The sequence below is a fragment of the Clostridium estertheticum genome (genome assembly GCF_018861295.1).
GTDB lineage: Bacteria > Bacillota > Clostridia > Clostridiales > Clostridiaceae > Clostridium_AD > Clostridium_AD estertheticum_D.
This window is the reverse complement of record NZ_JAHLDM010000012.1, coordinates 98,645-120,429: the sequence shown is the minus strand read 5'-3', so window position 1 is coordinate 120,429 and position 21,785 is coordinate 98,645. Positions and strand designations below refer to the sequence as shown.

Annotated in this window: 19 protein-coding genes; 3 read left to right on the top strand and 16 right to left on the bottom strand. The window is 31.8% G+C overall.

The window, feature by feature from the left end; translation table 11 throughout:
• Positions 1-184: 184 nt before the first annotated feature.
• Positions 185-1,234 (bottom strand): PocR ligand-binding domain-containing protein, encoded by a 1,050-nt coding sequence (locus KPL54_RS13440; protein ID WP_216107042.1) that lies wholly within the window; start codon positions 1,232-1,234, stop codon positions 185-187.
• A gap of 636 nt (positions 1,235-1,870) precedes the next feature.
• On the opposite strand from KPL54_RS13440, the gene KPL54_RS13435 reads away from it, so the two are divergent.
• On the top strand, positions 1,871-2,284 hold the full coding sequence (locus KPL54_RS13435) for a hypothetical protein (RefSeq protein WP_216107041.1): 414 nt from the start codon (positions 1,871-1,873) through the stop codon (positions 2,282-2,284).
• Positions 2,285-3,320: 1,036 nt separating this feature from the next.
• Here KPL54_RS13435 and KPL54_RS13430 read toward each other — a convergent pair.
• The 15 genes from KPL54_RS13430 to KPL54_RS13360 form a co-directional block, all read right to left on the bottom strand.
• Positions 3,321-4,343: a sensor histidine kinase gene (locus tag KPL54_RS13430; protein ID WP_216107040.1), complete on the bottom strand. Its 1,023-nt coding sequence runs from the start codon at positions 4,341-4,343 to the stop codon at positions 3,321-3,323.
• The gene (locus tag KPL54_RS13425) at positions 4,340-5,011 is read right to left on the bottom strand and encodes a response regulator transcription factor (RefSeq protein WP_216107039.1); all 672 of its coding nucleotides are present in this window, start codon (positions 5,009-5,011) and stop codon (positions 4,340-4,342) included. Before KPL54_RS13425 ends, KPL54_RS13430 begins: the two co-directional genes overlap by 4 nt.
• 79 nt (positions 5,012-5,090) lie before the next feature.
• Positions 5,091-7,034, bottom strand: a complete 1,944-nt coding sequence (locus KPL54_RS13420; RefSeq protein WP_216107038.1) for an FtsX-like permease family protein — start codon at positions 7,032-7,034, stop codon at positions 5,091-5,093.
• Positions 7,009-7,788: an ABC transporter ATP-binding protein gene (locus tag KPL54_RS13415; RefSeq protein WP_216107037.1), complete on the bottom strand. Its 780-nt coding sequence runs from the start codon at positions 7,786-7,788 to the stop codon at positions 7,009-7,011. The genes KPL54_RS13420 and KPL54_RS13415 overlap by 26 nt, the downstream gene beginning before the upstream one ends.
• Positions 7,789-8,042: 254 nt before the next feature.
• Complete coding sequence (locus tag KPL54_RS13410; RefSeq protein ID WP_216107036.1) at positions 8,043-8,786, bottom strand: SDR family NAD(P)-dependent oxidoreductase; 744 nt, start codon at positions 8,784-8,786, stop codon at positions 8,043-8,045.
• A gap of 155 nt (positions 8,787-8,941) precedes the next feature.
• Positions 8,942-10,225 (bottom strand): SLC13 family permease, encoded by a 1,284-nt coding sequence (locus tag KPL54_RS13405; RefSeq protein WP_216107035.1) that lies wholly within the window; start codon positions 10,223-10,225, stop codon positions 8,942-8,944.
• 76 nt (positions 10,226-10,301) lie between these two features.
• Positions 10,302-11,210 (bottom strand): 4-hydroxy-tetrahydrodipicolinate synthase, encoded by a 909-nt coding sequence (gene dapA, locus KPL54_RS13400; RefSeq protein WP_216107034.1) that lies wholly within the window; start codon positions 11,208-11,210, stop codon positions 10,302-10,304.
• Between the two features lie 144 nt (positions 11,211-11,354).
• Complete coding sequence (locus KPL54_RS13395; protein ID WP_216107033.1) at positions 11,355-12,515, bottom strand: sialidase family protein; 1,161 nt, start codon at positions 12,513-12,515, stop codon at positions 11,355-11,357.
• Positions 12,516-12,553: 38 nt separating this feature from the next.
• On the bottom strand, positions 12,554-13,258 hold the full coding sequence (locus KPL54_RS13390) for a YjbE family putative metal transport protein (protein ID WP_216107032.1): 705 nt from the start codon (positions 13,256-13,258) through the stop codon (positions 12,554-12,556).
• Between the two features lie 35 nt (positions 13,259-13,293).
• On the bottom strand, positions 13,294-13,752 hold the full coding sequence (locus KPL54_RS13385) for a YhcH/YjgK/YiaL family protein (RefSeq protein ID WP_216107031.1): 459 nt from the start codon (positions 13,750-13,752) through the stop codon (positions 13,294-13,296).
• A 30-nt stretch (positions 13,753-13,782) separates the two neighbouring features.
• A complete protein-coding gene (locus KPL54_RS13380; protein WP_216107030.1) occupies positions 13,783-14,940 on the bottom strand; it encodes an iron-containing alcohol dehydrogenase in 1,158 nt (385 codons plus the stop codon).
• A gap of 35 nt (positions 14,941-14,975) precedes the next feature.
• Entirely contained in the window at positions 14,976-15,851 is an 876-nt protein-coding gene (gene dapA / locus KPL54_RS13375; protein WP_216107029.1) for a 4-hydroxy-tetrahydrodipicolinate synthase, read from the bottom strand.
• A gap of 36 nt (positions 15,852-15,887) precedes the next feature.
• Positions 15,888-16,856, bottom strand: a complete 969-nt coding sequence (gene pdxA / locus KPL54_RS13370) for a 4-hydroxythreonine-4-phosphate dehydrogenase PdxA (protein ID WP_216107055.1) — start codon at positions 16,854-16,856, stop codon at positions 15,888-15,890.
• A 23-nt stretch (positions 16,857-16,879) separates the two neighbouring features.
• Positions 16,880-18,190 carry a four-carbon acid sugar kinase family protein gene (locus KPL54_RS13365; RefSeq protein WP_216107028.1) on the bottom strand — a complete coding sequence of 437 codons (1,311 nt, stop codon included), beginning with the start codon at positions 18,188-18,190 and terminating at the stop codon, positions 16,880-16,882.
• A 349-nt stretch (positions 18,191-18,539) separates the two neighbouring features.
• Positions 18,540-20,372, bottom strand: coding sequence for a sigma-54-dependent Fis family transcriptional regulator (locus KPL54_RS13360; protein WP_216107027.1), 1,833 nt, complete (start codon positions 20,370-20,372; stop codon positions 18,540-18,542).
• A gap of 134 nt (positions 20,373-20,506) precedes the next feature.
• Between KPL54_RS13360 and KPL54_RS13355 the strand changes: the two genes are divergently transcribed.
• Positions 20,507-20,776 carry a hypothetical protein gene (locus KPL54_RS13355; protein ID WP_216107026.1) on the top strand — a complete coding sequence of 90 codons (270 nt, stop codon included), beginning with the start codon at positions 20,507-20,509 and terminating at the stop codon, positions 20,774-20,776.
• 377 nt (positions 20,777-21,153) lie between these two features.
• Positions 21,154-21,681, top strand: coding sequence for a GNAT family N-acetyltransferase (locus KPL54_RS13350; protein ID WP_216107025.1), 528 nt, complete (start codon positions 21,154-21,156; stop codon positions 21,679-21,681).
• Positions 21,682-21,785: the final 104 nt, after the last annotated feature.

The window sequence follows — 21,785 nt, the reverse complement described above, 5'->3', positions numbered from 1 at the left end:
ATCCGTTTGTTATTAATTTAACTTACTAACTATCTACCTAAAGTATAAGCCTGTCTAATTGAAATTTCATTGAAGTAAATCGCATTCTTGTAGAAAAACCTTGCTTACTTAATGTAAATTTACACAGTAATTTCTTGCACTTTGTGTTTAAATATAAAAAAATAGCACTAGTTTTACCTAAGTGCTATTTCCCTATATTATATTCATTTCTATAAACTGCTGGGGTTACCCCTTCAATTCTTTTAAATACTTTTATAAAATAACCACAATCCTCAAATCCTAAATCCAAAGCCAAATTTATTATTGGAATATCAGAGGCCTCAAGCAATTCTTTAGCTTTTTTAATCCTCACTTTATTTATATAATTTGAGAAATTATCACCAATATTCTTTTTAAAAAGCTTACTAAAATAGCTAGGACTAACGTTACACATGGATGCCATTTCATCAATGCTAATTGCGTAACTATAACTCACTTGTATATAGTCTAATGCTGGCTTTAAAATAGCATTACATTTATTCTCACGTATTACAACGTTTCCATTTTCACTAATATTTAAATTAACATTATTCTTTTGTTTAACATTTTCCTTTGTATTTTCTTCCAATGTTTCCACTTTGTTAGTATCTTTTAATTCTAGATTTGCAACCTTAAAGGAATCCACCGTTAGAATTTTATCATTAAGTTTATTTGAATTTATTTTTAATAAGGCTTCTTCTACAATATAATTACTAATATGCAAAATCATATTAGCAACAGATTTAACCCTGTCCAAAGTCATAATAGGTAACTTGTCATATAAAATTTTTAGCTCAGTTTCTTTTTCTAATTCCATCTTAAAACACTTATTATTAACTATTTGTTCTAAATCTTCCTTTTGTTTATCTTTAACAATAACTTGTCCTGCCATTACAGCTCCAAAGTATTGTCCATCTACTATAATAGGGATTGCAAAATCTAAAATACCTACATGGCATATATATAGATATGGTTCTTGTAATCTAGCAGCCTCGAGTCCACCTCTAGAATCACATTTTTCACAAAGCTCACTTAAGTCTAAACGTGATCTTATAAATTTACAAAATTCGCTACATTTACTATGTGTAGTAACCCTCTTGCCTTTATAATCAACCGTAACCATAGCAATCTCTGTTACCTCCGCTATATTATCCTGAATTTTTTGAAAATTATCCACATTAATAATATTATCTAAATGCAACAAACCATTCTGCAAAATACTTCCTCCATTCATCTATAAAGGTATTATAATTAAATCATCACCTGAGGTGATTTTTTTCATGACCACTTTTCTATATAAGTAATATTAACATCAAAGACAAAAAAATAGAAGCTAATTAATTTTGGATTTTGCGAACCAAGTTATAGATATAACTATAGTAATAGCAGCTGAAACCCACCAATCTCTTATTTGTAACAATTTCCATAGCTCTATAAGTATAATAGGTAAGACAATTACCGCAACGTAAAACTTAATTGGCCCAACAGATACCCATCTATGAACTCCTTCTACTCCCGAACTAATAAAAGTTAGCAATTGGTACTTTATTTACGTACATGGCTATCACCCCAATAATTATTGATGGTACTGCCATCAATAACGGTATAAAATTCAATAACCTCAAATTTTTATTCATTACATTGCTTCCTTTCAAAAATAGAATTGAACAATATATACAATATCACTAAGCTATTCTATTGGCTACATATTAATTATTTCCATCCAAAGAGTAAGCATTTAAAGCCTGATGCTATATTTTCCTTATAAATCAGGATAATTAAGCAACTATTTTATTTCGTACTCGTAATGTACTGTGACGTTGTAAAAAAATTGAGGGGGAATAGTTTATTTATGAAAAAATTAATATTAATTTTATTAACATCTATTCTAATATTTTCTGGTTGTGCAAACACTAAATCAGTTTCAGTAGATAATACTAAAGGAATAATTAATATAAATGATGTTGATAACTTAAAAATAATAACATTACCAAGCCCACCGAAGGAAAAAACAATAACTAAAAAAGAAGATATCAAAAAAGTAATAAATCTCATAAACTCAATAAAAAAAGAACATATAAAACAAAATGATTATAAAGGTTGGTCTATATTGATTAAAACAGACGGTAAAGAAAAACATTCAATATGTTTTTCTGGTGAAAGAGTTGAAATTGACAACTTGTGGTATATTATTAATAATAATGATATAGATAAGATTAAAAATCTATATCATGAATTAAATTATAAAGAAGGTAAGTATCTATAATCTAATTATTCTGACTCTTGGATAAGGCAATAAGTAGTATAATTAAATAAATATTTCATGGCAAACTTTTAGAATATTACGTAATATAAAAGTGGGAAGAATGTTATGAAAAACGGTTTACACGGGTTTAGGTTATCAAGTTATTAAGTGGAACAAGCTGATTACAGTTGTAAAGAAGAACAAACAGATTGATGTTGGCACTGAATTTGGATATGAAATTTATAAATCTCCACATTTTAGGGATGTAAATGATGGACCAACTAAAAAACTAAAGATTGTACTAGATAAATAGCAAAAGCAAGGGTTGTATCTAGTTAGTATTATCAATACTTAACTAACTTATTTTGAGTAAATAATATTTTTTACCCTTCAATCTTGATTTTCTTTATATTTTTTGCTATTAGTACGTATTACATGAGATATAAAAAGTATTATAAAAACAACGTAATTTATCTTTAAATTTGGATTATTAAATATTTTCTGAAAGATTAAGGTTGTTATTAGAAAAACACTTAACATAATTATAAAATCCTTAATTGAATAGAGAACAAGTTTAAACATATAAATCTCCTTTTAACAACAATATAAGATTAGTTAGTATTCTGCGATTATATTTTACCAATGAAATTGACCTTCCCCCATTTTTAAAACAGATAAATATCTCTATAAACATACTAACATATAAATATGGTAAAGAGTTCTAAGTAAATAATAAAGGGTTGTAATGCCTACTGGTGTAATAGCTTCAAAATTCAAGAGATAAATTTTGAGAATAGAGCATATTTTTCAATTATTTCGTCGCAAGTAACCCCGTATCAATGATATGGGGTTACTTTCACATTCAAGCATAATTACACAAATCCTTTCATGACGGAATCATTTTCACTCTGCACACATGGATGCATGGAACCATTGCAGTCACAACTACTTCTTTATCTAACCCGTCTTCTTTGCATCTTTTTATTCATATAATGCTTCAATTTGTGCACCTCTAGGCTCATACACATGAACTCTTATAGATTTTAATAATTTATCCTTAGTCATCTGTAAAATTTACCATACTAGACAAAGGAAATATTAATGTAACTTTAGTTCCTTTATTCTCCTCGGAATCAATAGTAATTTTCAAGCCCAGTTTTGAACATAGTTTTTCACATAAATACAATCCCATTCCTGTACTTTTACTAAATTTTCTTCCGTTTTCACCAGTAAATCCTTTTTCAAACACTCTATTTATATCTTTATCTATTATACCTACACCATTATCCTCTATGGTTAACATTACTGAATTAGCCTTCTTAATTGAATATATACTTATCATGGGCTCTTTACTACTTGTGTACTTTATAGAGTTTCCTATTATCTGATTAATAATAAATTCAATCCATTTCTTATCACTATATACAATTTCATTTATATCTTTTATATCTAATTTTATTTTCTTATGAATAAAATCTCTATAATTTCTTTTAACTACATGCCTTACTACATTATCAAGATTAATTTGTTTTATAATATAGTCTTTACTAACATCATCGCCTCGAGAATAATAAAGCACCTGTTCTACAAACCCCTCAATTCTATCCATCTGGAAGTCTATTTTATTAGTTACTTCATCTCGATTATTTTCAATTATTAACTTTGCAGAAGCTATTGGTGTTTTAATTTCATGTACCCATGTCTCTATGTATTCTCTATATTCTACCTGTATATCCTTATAATATTTTACATTTTCGTGCATATCGCGGCTTATCTCTTTAAGTATAGAATTTAACTTTTTCGCTTGTATAAAGTTTGCTTCCTTTATTACCACTGGAAGTAGATATTTCTTATCTAAATTTTCTAATAGGTTATTAATTTCATCATAATAATTTTTAAATTTTATAAACTCTAAAGTCATATAAGAAATTAATGGCAAAAACCAAATACAAAAAATAAATAAAATTATAATGAAATTAACTTTAATAATAATCATCATTATAGCTGATAATATGATAAATAGCAGCATATTAGATATTATTATCACCATTTTTTCTTTAATAAATTCACCTATACTCATGGCATTATATACCCGAGCCCTCTTCTTGTTTCTATAGTATTTTCTATGCCTATCTCTTCAAGTTTTTTTCTTAATCTATTAATATTAACAGTTAAGGTACTATCATCTACAAAATAATCTGATTTCCATAGATATTCCATAAGCGAATCTCGTTTTACTATATTCCCCTTATTGTTTATTAAGTAAGAGAGTATCTTAACCTCATTTTTCGTTAATTCTAAGCATTTATCCTTATAAATAACAGTTGCATTTGAAAGATTTAAATTAAAACCTTTATAACTTAATATATTATTAGTTTTTGAACTCTCACCTATTCTTCTTAAAATATTAGTTATCCTTGCTAATAATATTTCTATATTATAAGGCTTTGTTATAAAATCATCTGCTCCTAAATTCATACTCATTAATTCATCTAAATCACTATCTCTACTTGTAACTATTATAATTGGAACCCTTGAAGTTTTTCGTATTTCTCTACATATATAATAACCATCAAACACTGGAAGATTAATATCTAATAATATAAGTTCTGCATTCTCATTTTCAACATATTGTATTATATTATTAAAATTCATAGGAGCTTTTACTTCATATCCATATCTTTTTAAAAAATTTTGTAATTCTTCTCTTATAACTTCATCATCTTCAATAATAATAATTTTTTTCATATGGACTATCCACCCCCTACTTATTTTATTCTGTACCCTAATATCATAACATATTATAAATTTTATAAAATAGATCTCTTTATAATTTATTCCTAACAATATTTTTATATCCTACATATGTTGTATAGAAGTATCCTGCATAAATTACAATAAATATTAAAGCTGCTACTAATGCTGAAGAGCTAATATTTGTTTCTTGTAAGCTATTTATTAAATTGCTAGTTACCTTAATTCCAACCACTGAATGAATTAGTGCAAGACTAACTGGAAGACTAAAATATATCAATGTTTGAACAAAAATTGTTTTATCTATCATTTTTTCGTTTGCACCAAGTCTCCTTAAAGCTTTATATCTTTCTACACTGTCACTAGCTTCTGATAATTGTTGAAGAGCGAGTACTGCCATGCTAGTTATTAAAAATACAATACCTAAATATATTACGATAAATATTAATACATTTGTTGTTACCATTTTTTCTGAATGAGCCCCATCCTTTGAGATACCGAGTATATTACACCCTTTACCATAGTCCTCGCGTATTTGATATTTTTTATTATATTTTTCTCTATTTTTATCTAAATAATTTACATTAAGTACTGAGTTACTAATTTTGTAACCTGATAAAAACTCATCATTTATTACTATTGTAAAAAAACTACTCGTAAAATAAGCAGTTTGAAGATTTTCTTCTATAACTTTAGGGTTTTTTATTAGGTATTCTTTACCTTTAATGTTAATTTTATTACTCTTTTTTATTTTTTCATTTATTGGTTTCATAAACTTATCAGTATTTGATAAAATTAAAACTTCATCCTTAGTTAAATTCACTTCTTTTTCATTCTTAAATTTTAAAATTTTATTATAATCAGATAGTTTAACAAAAATTACTTTGTCTGTTTTAAAATCTCCTGTTGTTAAAAACTCACTAGCGTTCATACCTATAAGATATTCATTATGAACTACGGATTTTTCATTTTTACTTATTTTCAAATTAATTTTATTTAGAACATCTTCTATATTGTAGTCTCCATCCATTTTTGTTACTGATATGCTGGCATCAAAGGGCGTTGCATTTTTAATTCCTGCATCCATAACTGTTTTAAAGCCTATTCCCATAGATAAACTTACTATTGTGAAGAATAGCATTAAGCAAATTAAAGACATTGATATGAAGTTTGTATTAACTTTACTATTTATCTGTTTTACTACAAATATATTTAACCCTTTAAAATAAACCTTTTTATTTTTCTTTACCACATATAATATAAGTCCAGATAAGCTAAAGAAAAATAACACTGTACCTAATATTCCAAAAGCTATTGATATTAAGACCATAGGGTTTAGTACATTGAAACCTACTTTTAGTATTGATTTATATGCAAACCCAAGTGATATTACGCATAAAATAAATGCTATTAAATATATAATAGAATTTTTGAATTTAACATCTTGATTTTTTTTACCTGCTGTTAATAAATCGATTATTTTGTATTTAGATATAACAAATACATTAAATATCATAACAAGTAAAAACATTATTCCAAAGTATAATACAGTTTTACCTATTGAACCTGTTGAAACTGTAAAATTATATTCATTAATCGGCACATCAAATAACTTTAATGCAAAGGTGGCTAATCCTTGTGATGCTCCAATTCCTAGTATAAGTCCACTAATTAAAGATATAACTCCAACTAGAAAAGTCTCCATTACTAATATTAAAGATATTTTTCTTTTTCCCATACCGAGTGTCATGTATATTCCTAATTCTTTTTTACGTTTTTTTATCAAGAAATTATTTGCATATAATATTAAACTACCTAATATTATAGATATAAATACTGACACATAAGACATAACTTTCATTAATTTAGATACAGATTTCATTTGTATAAGTGCCTTTTGTGACCCAATTGAGTTGAAACTATAAAATATACAAACTGCTAAAGTTAGTGTTAAAAAATATATAGCATAGTCCTTAAAACTCTTCTTTACATTACCTACAGCTATTTTGGAATACATTATCATCACCTCCAAGTAGAGTTATAACCTCTATAATTTTATTAAAGAATTCTTTTCTAGTATCCTTACCTCTTACTACCTCACTAAAGGTTTTTCCATCTTTAATAAAAAGGATTCTATGAGCATAGCTTGCTGTAAAAGCATCATGGGTAACCATAAGTATCGTGGTCTTTAAATCTTTGTTTAGACTTTCTAATTTTTCAAGTAATAATCTAGCTGTTTTAGAATCAAGCGCCCCTGTTGGTTCATCAGCAAGTACTAAGGATGGCTCTGTTACTATTGCTCTTGCAGAAGCAACTCTTTGCTTTTGCCCACCTGACATTTGATAAGGATATTTATTTAGTTCTGGTTCAATGTCTAAATATTTTGCTACTGATTTTATTTTCCCATCTATTTCTGAACTTTTCTCACCTTTTATTGTCAATGCTAAAGCTATATTTTCATAAGAAGTAAGAGTATCTAGTAGGTTAAAATCTTGAAATATAAAACCTAACTCATTTTGTCTAAACTTATCTAATGCTTTTGATTTCAACCTAGTAATATCACTATTATTTATTATTATTTTCCCTGTAGTGACATTATCAATAGTTGAAATACAATTAAGCAATGTCGTTTTACCACTTCCTGAAGGTCCCATTATCCCAACAAACTCGCCTTCATCTACCTTAAAACTGATACTGTCTATAGCCTTTGTGACATTATCTTTATTTCCATAATACTTTTCAATTTTTTCTACGCTTAATATATTTTTCATTTATAACCCTCCCTTTATTTTAAATTAATTGTTTTAACTCCATCTGATGTACTTATTATATACAATAATATTTGCAACGACCATCGAAGTATATTTCATTAACATTACATTTTTGTTATATTACTATAAGAAAAAATGTTAATAAAAGTATAAAAAATACCCTCATATCATATTTATGACATGAGGGTATTTTATTTAAGCCACTTTTTTAAAATTTCCTTGACGCAGGGTCCACTTTAACTTAATATAAACAACTAATTCATATAACTTCCACCATTTACATTAATGGTTTCTCCTGTTATAAATGCTGACATACCTGACGCCAAAAATATCACTGTATCTGCTACATTTTTCGTTTCGCCAAGATGACCAAGCGGGATTTTATCTTCCACCTTTTCACAATACTCCTTCGTCCACTGCATTGACATATCCGTCAATATGGCACCGGGACATACTCCATTGACCCTGATGTTATATTGTGCCATATCATAAGCTAACTTCTGTGTCAAAGAATTAACTGCTGCCTTGGACGCTCCATAGCAGATGGACGCATTCGGATGGGCAGTCTTACTTGCTGTAGAAGATATATTGATAATATTGCCACTTTTCTGAGCAATCATATATGGCAGTACACATTTACATGCATAGAAGGTCCCGCTAAGGTTTACCTCTAGCATTCGGTTCCATTCTTTTATAGATAATTCCAGAAATGGGACACGACTGTTTATACCGGCGTTATTAACCAGGATATCGATTTTACCATACATATCAATACAAGTCTGGGTTAACTTTTCAGATGTTTCATACAGTGCGATATCCCCCTGTACAATTGTGCATTTTGTTCCCTGCGCTATAATCTCAACCTTTAGCTTTTCCAATAATTCCAGATTATTACCATTAATGATCACATCCGCTCCCTGTCTTGACAACTCCAAAGCAATTTGTCTGCCAATTCCTCTGCTGGATCCAGTTATAATTGCTGTTTTGTGTTTTAACATATGAGCCTCCTTAATGTTTTAATAAACACATCAAATTATATAGTGAATTCTTTTTTATACGCCTCTATCATAGATCCTTCTTATGCAATAAGGGATTAAGTGGATCAAAAAGATTACCATTCATTTAAGCTATCTAGAATAAGTAATTTTGGAGCTTACAGTGGGAAAATCAATACAGATGCTACAGTCAAAGCAATCAAACGGATGAAGTACATTGGAATTGTGTATTTCCAAAATTCTGTTAGCTTATACTTACCAATTCCCATTACCATAGCTGGCAAACCATCAATTGGTAAGAAATGGCCGTTCCAACCTGAAAGTACGATTGCAGCAGCTGCAGCAGTCGGATTTAGACCCAAGCTCATGCAAGTAGAAATAGCCATAGGTGCAAATACATATACAGTACCTATAGTGGATCCTGTAAGGGTTGCAAGTAGACTTGTTAGCATACAGAAAACAAAGATTAGTACGAAAGCATTAACGTTAGTACCAAGCATACTAGCTACAGTTTTACCAACTAAAGCAGTTAAGCCTGTACTTCCAAGAGCATCTGCAACACCGATAACACCAGCAGACATCAAAATAATTGGAGCACCGATGTTGTTACGAATTTCATCGAAATTCAAAACATTGATAACTAAAACTAGAGCTGCAGATAAACCTGGAATCATATATGCTGCATCGCCAATTTTACTTTGAAGAATCATACCAACAACAGCCGCTAAAAAGGCTGCATATGTTGTATATTCTTTCCATTTTGGTAAATCGTAGACTATTTCTTGCGCCGCCTTACCATCTCCATTTTCTGTATCATCAACGTTTTTATTAGGTAGAACTTTATAACCAATTAAAGCCCATGCTATATAAGCTAATGAAAGTATTAAGTTTACAATAGAGAATTTTACTAAGTTAACTTTAATAACAGTTGAACCAGCAGCTTCTAAAACAGCAATAACAATACCATATTGTAATGTAACATTTATAGGAATTAGTGGATGGTTACATGCGAAACCGGCAGCAGCAATAACTTTACCACGTGGTAACTTGTCAGTATACTGTATAGTAGATAATATACCTAAAGTAAGAATATAAAATGCAGTTGAGCCTGTGCCGAATATACTGCTAGCTAACATAACTATAATAAATAACATTATATATGCCTTAAATCCACCTTTATTAGCCATATTCAAAACCATTCTTCTGAATGCACCAATAAGGTTAGTTTTTTCTAGAGCAGCCACGATTGCCATGAAAGAAGCAAGCATAATAATAGTAGCGTTAGAAAAACCTCCGAAGGCAGTCTTGATATTGGTTACGCCAAAAATAACCATTAGTAAACATGCAAGAATTGGAGGTGCACCGAATGGAAGTTTGTCTATCATGATTAAAATAACCATGCCTACAGTGATAACTAGGGCAATAATCATTGGAATAGTCATTTGTATGATCTCCTCTCTTTTATACATAATTATTTTTTGCAGTTGGGGACCTTATATCAATTCAAGCATACTCATATTAACGCATCCCTTTGTCAACGTTTTCCTTCAAAACTTGTTTTAGTGCGTCAATACCTTCGTCACATAGGTAGTTGAATGGACGGCGGCAGTCGCCTACAGGATAACCAAGCAGAGAAACAGCCTTTTTAACAACAGTGTTAGGGTTGCCATATTTGAATACGGCACGGAAGGAGGCGATGGAGTCCTGAGCGACTTTAGCCTCTTCGAGCTTACCAGCCTTGAACAGTTCATAAATAGATGCCATAACATGAGGATATACGTTGGAACATCCTGCGATGCCGCCTGCACCGCCTGCCTCTAGGCAAGGTAGAATTAGTGCATCGTTTCCGGACAAAACACGGAAGTCTTTGTCTATGTCCTTTGTAAGGTTTATGTAGGCAAGTAGGTTATCCCAGTCACCACTGGAGTCTTTGGCACCCATGATGATGTCTACATCTTTAGCCAACTTTGCAACGGTTTCAGGAAGCAATTTGTTGCCTGTGCGTGCAGGGATGTTGTACAGCACGATTGGAATATCTACATGCTTAGCAATTTCAACGTAGTGGTCGTAAAGCTCTTTTTGTGAAGCAAGAGCAAAGCTAGGAGTAATAATGGATAGCACGTCGGCACCAATCTCCTGTGCCTTCTTGCTAATACGAATGGTATCAGCCGTGGAAATGCAGCCAGTACCTGCGTACACTGGAACACGACCTTTCACTTGGTCGATAGTAGTCTCAAGAACCTGAATTTTTTCATTTTCGCTTAGGATGTAACCTTCGCCGTTGGTTCCGAATGGAAACAGACCATGGACTCCGCCTTCCAACATGCGTTCAATCTGGTTACGCAGCTCCTTCAAATTGATCGATTCATCGGGATTCATAGGGGTTAGAATTGGTGTGATAATACCTTTTAATTCAACATTCTTCATAATAACTCTCTCCTTTTCTATTTGAATAATAATTTATAGGATTTCTAAGTAAGATTTCTTGCATCCTTTGGAAGGGAGAACAGGCCGCAACCATCGATTCCATTGTCGGTAAACATGGCCACACTCTGAATCTTCCTTGTTCTCTTAGTGACTCTGAGCAGCTGTGGGGTTATAGAGTCCCACTCCCTCACGTTTTTTACCCAACACGTCCTGCTCGGTAAATCGAACATATTTCACTCCAAGGCGGGTGTGGGACGCGTAAGTAAGATGTAGTTCTCCGTCAGCGGATTGCATAAGATATGGGTACTCGTACTGACGATTGTTGGTCTTGTTCTCATCACCCATGAATCCCTCGCCTCTCTCCATCCAGCGAATAATAGGGAAAGTCAGGCCGCCGTCCTCAGAAAGAGCCACCGCCACCGGGCAACGCAGACCAGGCCAAGCAGCCTTGCCAGGATGAGGATCAGGCGTACAGGTTGGGTTGTACGCAATGGCGATACGACCGCTCTGCAACCTTAGTGCGCTGATGCTGGAATTGTTGTTTGGAAGTGGGGTCAGTACTGGCTTGCTCCAGGTTTCGCCCCAGTCAAAGGACTCACTACGGTGAATGCGGTAAGCCTCACGGTTACGCATAAAAGCAACCAGATGTCCATTTTCAAGCTCTACCACATTAGCATGAACATGACCATTACTCTTTTGCATCATGACCATTCGCCAGGTCTTTCCCTCGTCGTCCGAGATACGGAATGCGGTTGGATCACCGGACAACCCGTCCACCGAATCGGTGCACAACCAGTTTGAAAAAATCCAACGTCCGTTGGACAGGATCTGGATCGGCTGGCGACAGAAGGTGCCCTCCTCTGGGAAAATTGTCTCATATGATCCCCATGTCTTGCCACCGTCGGTGCTCTTTTGGCAACGAACCACGGATGTGTACTGCATGTTGTCCTTTCCCTCCTGACGGTCTAGCTGAGCGGTATACATGGCCCAAACTGCATTATCAGGGCCGTAAAACAATGAAGGATTCTGCTCACTGCGGGTGGAGTCGCTAGAGATATCGACTGGTGACAACCAGGCCGGTGCATCCTTAGGCAGGATAGAACAGATGATGTGGATATCTGCACTGCCCTCGTAGGTGCCTGCGAACCAGCAGCATAGCAGGTCGCCATTAGGCAGTTCCACCATTGCCGGTGAATGTGCGGTTTGGTATCCTCCGGTTGGTAGCAGTGCCTCCAACATTCCCATGTCACCATTGTGGTAAATAGTACCATCCCAAGTCAGTTCATGTAACTTTGCATATTGCATAATGTTATCCTCCTAACTTATAAATTTTTAATCATTTATTAAAACTCTACTCCATAGGGTATTTTCCCTTTTTTTAATTTTTTTATTACTAAGTATCCATACAACAATATACCAATGGCAAAAACCCATGGAATTATCACTGAAACTATATTTGGAAGGCTTAAATATTTTATAGTTATATTATCCTCAAGTATCATTTTAAATGATGTATGAGCAAGTATTGCACCACCTATGAATATAACAATAGGGTGATCTTTCATTAAGTTTGCAACAAATTGACTTCCATAAAAAATTATAGGTATGTTTATCAAAATACCGATAACAATTAATAAAACATTGCCATCTGCTGTACTTGCTATTGCAATTACATTATCAAGACTCATACTAATATCAGCTATAACGATTACAGCTACAGCTCCCCAAAATTTATCTGTTTTTTTTACATCACACTCTGCTTCTTTAGACTGTGGCTTAATAAAGTCCCATGTTATTTTTACTAAAACAAGTCCACCAACTAACTTAATCGGTAACCACTGTATAGCCATTATTTGAGTAATAATACATGCAAATAACACTCTTAATCCTATAGCTCCTGATATTCCTATAAAACTAGCTTTCTTCGCAAATTTAGGCGATAGGTCTTTTGTTGCTAATGCTATAACACCAATGTTGTCACCAGATAATGTTAAATCAAGTATAGTAATTTGTAGGACTCCTATGATAAAAGCCATTAAAGTTGTCATTTGTATCTCCTTCTTTCCTTTTGCATTAAAATTTATTAATTAATACAAACTTTAACAACGATTTTTTTTACATGTGATGGCTCTAAAAAAGCGCAACATGGTTTATGACCATCCTCTGGAAAAAATATTCCATAATCACCCGTTTTAAATTGTAGTTTAGTATAATCTGAAACGTTTTTATAAAAGGCGGCATCCCTTTCTTGTAATTTATCTTCCATAATCTCTAGGGATTCAGTGGGCATAAATCCAATAATCTCTGTTCCAGAAACAACATACTGTATATCTATATATTTTACATGCGCTTCAAAACGTCTTTCATCAGCATTTTGTGTTGTATATTCCTGTACTAAAACGTATACATTTTCTCCGTCAACTTCATGTCTACCCACTTTAAGTGAATTTAAATCAGTATTTTTTAAAAAATTAAAGGCAGCTTTAAAATTACTATTAATGCTAGTATAATCTTTCATATTTTTCATACTTTCAAAAATCATTTTTTGACACCCCTTTTTAATTTATTCAAATTACAACAATTTCATATAAATATTTTTCATATCATCTCTTGTCATTTCTTTTGGATTATTATTAAGTAACCTTGTTACCTTAGCCGCTGCATCAACTAATGTTTCTATGTCTTCTTTTGTGATCCCAAACTTTGTTAGATCCGATGGGATCTTTAAATCCTTTACCAATAGATATATTTCAGAAATTACTTTTTTCCCTATATCTTCTTTTGATAATCCAGCTACATCTATATCCATTTCATTTGCTACAATTATAAGTTTATCCAAAATTGAATTTGCATTGAACTCCATCACATATGGCAAAAGCATAGCATTGGATACCCCATGAGCAATTCTATATTTTCCACCTAAAGGATAAGATAATGCATGTACAGCTACAGTGCTTGCAGATGATATGCTTAATCCTCCATAGAAAGCAGCTAAAAGCATATTTTCTCTTGCCTCCATATCATTACCGTTAATGTATGCTCGTCTTATATACTTACTTATCAGATTAATTCCCTTTAGAGCAAATATATCACTAATAGGATTTGATTTTTTAGAAATAAAACATTCAATACAATGGCAAAATGCATCTATTCCTGTAGAAGCAGTAATATGTGGTGGTAAACTTTTAGTCATTTGCGGATCAAGAATTACATAATCACCAATAAATTTATCTGTAACAATACCTACCTTTAGTTCTTCTTCTGGAATAATCACTATGGCATTTGGTGTTACTTCTGCTCCTGTTCCAGAAGATGTAGGTACCATTACAGTTTTGATACCATTTTCTATTATTAATGAAGTATCTAATATATTTTCTCTATAACCTTCATTTTTCATTAAAACTGCAACTAGCTTTGTGGTATCCATAACGCTACCGCCACCGATTGCAATAATCAAATCTGCTTTAAACTCATTTGCCTCTTTAAAAATCTGCATAACTTGCTTTTTTTCAGGTTCTGTTGGTACATCACTAATTATATTGATTTCAACATTTAAACCTCTAAGCACCTCTAATGGTTTTTCTAAAATTCCTGCATTAAAAACACCCTTATCTGTAATTAAAACTACTTTTTTTGCTCCACACATCTTAATAATTTCTTCTATTTTCAAAATGCTATCAAGCCCTGAAAAAACTTTTCTTGGCATACCTATCGAATAAACTTCACTCATTATCTTTTGCCTCCCTATGAAATTAGAATAAATTTTTATTTATAAAGTTCTAATACTTTTAATAATTTAACTTCAATCTCTTTGCTATCCACATTAAATGGAGCCTTCGCTGGTCCAACTGGGTTTCCAACTAAGTTAGTTGCAAATTTTACAATTGAATTTGGATTTCCGAATTTTAAGGTATCGCGTATTGCACGAATGCTATCTTGTGCTCTCTTAGATTTCTTAAAATCACCTTTTTTCCATTCTTCATAAATGCTTACCATAATTTCAGGTAATATATTTGATATTCCAGAAATACCACCATTTCCTCCTGCCATTAGGGTCCATAGAATTAATGAGTCATTTCCAGACAATACTATGAAATCCTCTGGTGTTTCTTCAATATAACGAAGTACATTATCAAAGTTTCCACTACTATCTTTTATTCCAACAATATTTTTAATTTTTGCCAATTGTGCGACAGTAGTATAATCAATATTTACACCAGTTCTTGCTGGTATATTATATAATATAATTGGAATATCTACTGAATCTGCAAGAGTACTAAAATGATTATATAATACTTCTTGCGAACACCCTGCAAAGTATGGAGATATAACTGAAACTGCATCTACCCCAAGCTCTTTTGCTTTTTTAGTAAGTTCAATAGTCTCTTTTGTAGTAATGCAACCTGTACCTGCTAAAACAGGAACCCGACCTTTTGTCTCATCCACAACAATACTAATTACTTTTAACTTTTCCTCAAAGCTTAGGGCATAAAATTCTCCATTAGTTCCTAAACAAAATAGTGAATGAATACCAGCCTTAATAAATCTATTAACCTGATTCCTCAATTCTTGTTCATTAACTTTTTCCTCCATTGTTAAAGGTGTAGCCATTGCTGCTATTATACCGTTTAATTTTAACATTTTATTTCTCCTTTCAAATCAGAATAAACTCATAGTTTATTTATTTTTTGGTGCTAATTCAATTGCTTGCCTCATTGCTTCAATCATGCTTTGCTCATCTGCAATTCCTTTACCTGCAATATCAAAAGCTGTTCCATGATCTACACTTGTACGTATTTTGGGTAGTCCAACGGTTATATTAACGCCATTTGCAAATCCCAAAACCTTAACTGGAATATGTCCTTGATCATGATACATAACAACAACTATATCAAATTCTCCCTTAAGGGTTCTGTAGAATACTGTGTCTGCAGGTATTGGTCCATTTACAATAATCCCTTCAAGTTCTGCTCTCTTAACTGCAGGCAATATTTCTCTTTCTTCTTCTCCATAACCAAATAGTCCATTTTCACCAGCATGAGGATTTACACCACAAACAGCTATACGTGGGTTTGGATTTCCTGCCTTCTTAAGAACATCTGCAGCCATACATATTACTTTATATACCCGTTCCTTATTAATAGATTTTACAGCATCAATCATTCCCATATGCGTAGTAACGTGTATTACTTTAAGTTTTGGAGAAGATAACATCATTGCAAATTCCTTTGTTCCTGTAAGCTCCGCAAGAATTTCGGTATGCCCAGGGTAGTTATGTCCACCTTTATGAAGTGCCTCCTTATTTAGAGGTGCAGTACAGATTGCATCTATTTTGCCCTCATTTGCAAGTTCTATTGCTTTTTTTAAATATTGAAAAGCAGCATTGCCAGCAGATGCAGATACCTCCCCAAAAGGTAGGTCACTAGGCAATAAATTAAGGTCTATACAATCAACTTTCCCATACTTAAACAAGGCATCATTAATATCTGTAATTATATTAACTTCAATACTAGATTTAACAATTTCATTTGCTCTTATTAACATATTTGCATCACCTATAACAATAGGCCTACAATTTTCATAAATTTCCTCATACTTAAGTGTTTTCATAATGATCTCTGGACCTACGCCTGCAGCATCTCCCATAGTTATTCCAATAATAGGTTTATTCAAATTGAAACCCCTCCTTTTAACATCTTTAATGCATTAATTAATGAATCATATTTCCCAAATGCTCCTGCTTTAGTGACTACATACATATCAAATTTATTAATAGGTTTTCCGAGTGGTATACCCGGTTCAATTTCATTTATTAAACTAATACCACAAATTTCGCTCCATTTACATACCGCTTTTGCCGTGTCACCTCCGGTAAGAATCATTCCTGCAAGAGGTATTTCTTTTAATATCTTTGACATAATTTCTCCTAATGCATTAGAGATTTGATTGGATACTTCCATTCCATCAAGACCTAATTCTTTTCCACTTAACTTTGTAGCAACAATATATTCAGGTAATGAGCATGTATAAAGACTGATGTCCTTTCCCTCTTTTGTTGCTATTGACACTTCATCAAAACACCTCTTGATTTCGTCTGCCTTCTTTTTATCAGATTGAATAATGTCCAGAACATTAAGCTCAACTTGTGCAACTTGTGGTAATTTATTAAACCGATTTACTTGGTTACTTGTTAATTGTGATAAACTTCCTGAAACAAGTATAACCGGATTTTTAGTTGGCGAAATATTCATTACTTCAGGCAATACATCAGGAAACCCAAAGTATTTTGGAATGAACTCTGCAAGTCCAGCAGAACCTACCCAAAGTATTCTAGATGGATCATAATGTGATTGAGATGCTGCTATAATTTCTAAATCTTCTTCAGTTTCAGCATCAAAAATAAAAATTTCATTTCCATGTGCTCTTTCCTCACTAATTTTTTTAATTATATTGTCGCTTCCGCCGCGAACAATGTCTAGTTTTATTAATGTACATTTCCTATTGGTTTGAAGTGAGAGTAGTTTAACTACATTTGATTCTTTTACAGGTGTACGTGGATCCCTGCCAACTTCAGTTTCACTTACTGGTACATGATTTAAATATTGAACACCCTCAACCGTTGTTCTGCCGAGTTTTGGAAAAGCTGGAACTACTATTGAATAATCAAAAGATGTCGAGTCTAGTATTGCATCAATTTCATATCCCAAATTTCCTCTGAGAGTTGAATCTATTTTCTTATAAATAAAATCAAATCCATAATTATGAAGTTTACTTACAGTCTCTTTAACTCTCCCATAAGCATCCTCTGTTTTAATAGCACGGCTGTCTGTGTCTACTACAATAACAACGTTTTCATTTGATGCATCACTAAAAAGGTTCATATCAAAAATTACATGTGTTTCAATACCTTTTCTAGCAAACTGAACACCTGAATCTGAAGCTCCTGTTAAGTCATCAGCTATTATTGCAATTTTAAACATAATAAAACCCCTCCAAAATGAATTAAAATAAGCTCTTATAAAACCTCCCTTTAATATCTATTATTAATAGTAATGAAAATTTTATTACTATACGAGCTACTTAATTGTCTATTTTTGCAACATATTGTTTTAATATCTGTTCTGCTTATTTGTAGTATATAACTTTTCAGTATTATAAACAACTCCAATCACAAATATTGTTTGTTTTTGCAACAGTCTTATTATTTTCCTTTGTTTTTCTCCAAATAGTTTTTCTATTGATTCCCAATCTAATATTTAGGTTCAAATAAAGAAACCTAAAAAGTGAATATCACCTTTTAGGTTTCTTATTTCATTTTGCAAAAACTGTTTATTTTTGCAAAATTGTTGTATCATATTCCTTTAATTTTCTCCAAATAGTTGTCCTATTGATTCCTAACCTTTCCGCAGTACTAGATTGATTCATATCTTCCTCTTGCAAAATATGCCACAAAATCTTTTTTTCGATTTCTTCCCAAGAACCACTTATATCTACCATCATCGTATTTTGCGATAATTTTTTATGAGATTCCTCATGCCTCCTTAGAATTTCATCTACATCATTTAATTCAATATACGGCCCATCTGACGCAGCAGGCATTTCTGTAATAATATTAATTAGTTCTTTCACATTACCAGGCCAATTCTCGTTCATCAATTTGTTAATTACCTCAGCTCTCATCCCAACAATCTGCTTGCCATACTGTGAATTATAATCCGCTATTTTAATTCTAACAATTTCTTCAATATCTTCTAAACGTTCCTTTATAGACGGTATTTTCAAATATAGTTCTCCAATTATAGAAAAAAGTTTTTTAGAAAATTCTTCTCTAATTGTAGATTTTTCAAACGGAATACTAGATGATGCAATTATCCTCATTGAAGTACCTTTGTTAACCTCAAGAACTAGCCTTTCTTGAATACTAAGTTTCATACCATCAATATCCTTAAGATAAAGTGTCCCCTTTTCTCCCTTTTGTATTAGACCTACAATATTTTCATTTCCAAATAATTCACTTTCTAGTTCTAAATCAGATAGTTGATTACAGTCCAAAATATAAAACGAGTTTTTTCTAAATGAACTTTCTGAATGGATCGCCTGGGCAAACATACATTTTCCACTTCCACTTTCGCCATAAATCCAGACATTTCCATCTAAACCCGCAAGTTTTTTCGCCTTTTGAATACATTTTTTTATAGCAACACTTGAACCAACTATTTGAGCAAAAGTTGAAATACCAGACGGCATTTGTACTAACGAATTTTTTATTTTTGACTCATCAGTTACTAGAAATATTATGTACCGTGCCTCAATTTCATCAGGGCAAGATACTATGTTAATGTATACTTGCTTTTTCTTTATATAAATATATTGTTTAACATCTTTCTTACCCTCATTTACGATGTTTTTAATTAAATTTACTATAATAGGTACATGATAGGCAAGAACATCTCCTATAAGTTTAACCGTTTCTTCCCCTAAGATCGTTGCCGCTGCACTGTTTGTATATCTAATAACATTTTGACCGTCAACTGCTATTACCCCTAAACTACTTGATTCAAGTAACTTCTCCAAAAGGTTTACCTTAGCTTTTCCTTTAAGTAAAATATCATATATCCTCTGCACTTCTTTAAATGCTTCATTTACTGATTCATAACCTGAAGTAATAAGTATCCCATGGTAACCCATTTCTTTAGCAGCCCTGACTGTAACAACATCTCCTAGCACAATTTGTATACCATCATTAAATGCATTTTGCAACACCTGTGTTACTTCAGTTTCTTTGTTAAGTGAATATATTGGTAAATCTATATTAAGTAGCTCTCTAACAATCTCAGTTCCTTTGCATATATTATTAAATCCTATAGCTGCCATCTTTGTACTTGAATTTTTAATTAGTGTTAGAACATGAAGAATATCATAACCTGACACAGGGATTTCAATAACTGGTATTTCAGCGTATTCACGTATTATATTTGCAGTACCCCCACGGCTGAGGATAATATCATAACCTCTTTTATCAGCTTCTCTAGCAATTGGTATTGATCCATCCAAATCTGCAATTTCTATATCCATAACAATATTTTCATATTTACTACATATATCTTTAAGTAATTCTCTTAAACCTTCATATGGGACTATCGCAAGTAGCTTTATCATCATTTTCGCCTCCATTTGTATTGCAATTTTCAACACCTTTATCTTACCATTATAATTCTCCTGCTTCAATATACACTATACAACAATTTAATAATTTCTTTATCAATTATCATATTAGGCGTAAGTGGCTGTATATATTGAATGATTTCTTAGTTGGCGCAATAAACAAAGCAATACTTTCATTAGGTTTAGGACTAACTATGTTTGCGAAAGAAGCAATTACAACACTTATAGCTTATTTATTTTCTTCTATAACCACATATATTGTTGCACAAAAATGTTATTATATAAAATGGCATTGGGAAACTATTATTATAAACATGGCAGTATGTTTAGGTGCTTATGGTATAAGCACAATAGATTTTGGTAAGTTATTATATTATAAAAATAAAATTTTAAAAAGATAGCTGGAAATTATACGCTAAGTATTAAAACTAATATGGTTATTTTTTCCTATTCCCATGGAAAGAGATTTTTGTTTTTTGCAGAAAATGAAGTTGAAGGATAATATTGATATTTGTCGTCATAGAGTTCTTATATAGCCAAAGTTCGTTTTATTCTTATATATTGGTACAAGTTTTTTTAAGCTCGTATTGATATTGTGAATGTAACACAATACCAATTGAGTTACTTTCACATTGAGGCTATATGTAATTTTTTTAAATTGTAAATATGCTTAATTTACAATAATTATGGTATTATTGAATATATATTATTAGTCGAAATTGTAAAATATTATAATGAAACAAATTTTATATTTTACATTTATTTGGAGGGTATACACATGGATATTACTATTGGATTTGGACAAACAAATGATATTGATGAATTAGAACAACTTTACAATGATTTAAATGACTATTTGGCAAAAGGAGTAAATTATCCTGGATGGATAAAGGGTATATATCCTATAAGACAAAATGCAATTGATGGAGTCAAAAACGACAATCTCTATGTGGCAAAGCATAATGGGAAAATCATTGGTTCTATTATTTTAAGTAATGAACCTGAACCGGAATATTATAATGCTAAATGGGGATTTGAGTCTGACTATTCAGACGTTTTTGTTATACATACATTTGTTGTTCATCCGAGATTTATGAAATGTGGTGTAGGCAAAGCACTAATGGAATTTGCTGATGAATGCAGCATTAAGTCACAAGTTAAATCAATTAGGCTAGATGTATATGAAGGGAATATACCTGCCATAAAGTTGTATGAAAAATGTAGTTTTAAATATATTGATACTGTTGATTTGGGACTTGGAAACTACGGATTGGATTGGTTTAAACTATATGAAAAATTAATATGAGACTATATGTAGTATTTATTACATACTTTGCTTATATTGATATTCTGAAGTGAATGTAACATAATTGTGTTACATTCAGATTGAGGCTACTATCCTATCCCACC

Bases quoted from the DNA above. Each gene is read 5' to 3' on its own strand.
- KPL54_RS13410 (WP_216107036.1), bottom strand. From the start codon at position 8,786: ATGTTAAAACACAAAACAGCAATTATAACTGGATCCAGCAGAGGAATT.
- KPL54_RS13385 (WP_216107031.1), bottom strand. From the start codon at position 13,752: ATGATTTTTGAAAGTATGAAAAATATGAAAGATTATACTAGCATTAAT.
- KPL54_RS13415 (WP_216107037.1), bottom strand. From the start codon at position 7,788: ATGAAAAATATATTAAGCGTAGAAAAAATTGAAAAGTATTATGGAAAT.
- KPL54_RS13430 (WP_216107040.1), bottom strand. From the start codon at position 4,343: ATGAGTATAGGTGAATTTATTAAAGAAAAAATGGTGATAATAATATCT.
- dapA (WP_216107034.1), bottom strand. From the start codon at position 11,210: ATGAAGAATGTTGAATTAAAAGGTATTATCACACCAATTCTAACCCCT.
- KPL54_RS13405 (WP_216107035.1), bottom strand. From the start codon at position 10,225: ATGACTATTCCAATGATTATTGCCCTAGTTATCACTGTAGGCATGGTT.
- KPL54_RS13425 (WP_216107039.1), bottom strand. From the start codon at position 5,011: ATGAAAAAAATTATTATTATTGAAGATGATGAAGTTATAAGAGAAGAA.
- KPL54_RS13435 (WP_216107041.1), top strand. From the start codon at position 1,871: ATGAAAAAATTAATATTAATTTTATTAACATCTATTCTAATATTTTCT.
- KPL54_RS13360 (WP_216107027.1), bottom strand. From the start codon at position 20,372: ATGATGATAAAGCTACTTGCGATAGTCCCATATGAAGGTTTAAGAGAA.
- KPL54_RS13380 (WP_216107030.1), bottom strand. From the start codon at position 14,940: ATGAGTGAAGTTTATTCGATAGGTATGCCAAGAAAAGTTTTTTCAGGG.
- pdxA (WP_216107055.1), bottom strand. From the start codon at position 16,856: ATGGGAGATGCTGCAGGCGTAGGTCCAGAGATCATTATGAAAACACTT.
- KPL54_RS13390 (WP_216107032.1), bottom strand. From the start codon at position 13,258: ATGACAACTTTAATGGCTTTTATCATAGGAGTCCTACAAATTACTATA.
- dapA (WP_216107029.1), bottom strand. From the start codon at position 15,851: ATGTTAAAATTAAACGGTATAATAGCAGCAATGGCTACACCTTTAACA.
- KPL54_RS13365 (WP_216107028.1), bottom strand. From the start codon at position 18,190: ATGTTTAAAATTGCAATAATAGCTGATGACTTAACAGGAGCTTCAGAT.
- KPL54_RS13350 (WP_216107025.1), top strand. From the start codon at position 21,154: ATGGATATTACTATTGGATTTGGACAAACAAATGATATTGATGAATTA.
- KPL54_RS13395 (WP_216107033.1), bottom strand. From the start codon at position 12,515: ATGCAATATGCAAAGTTACATGAACTGACTTGGGATGGTACTATTTAC.
- KPL54_RS13420 (WP_216107038.1), bottom strand. From the start codon at position 7,034: ATGTATTCCAAAATAGCTGTAGGTAATGTAAAGAAGAGTTTTAAGGAC.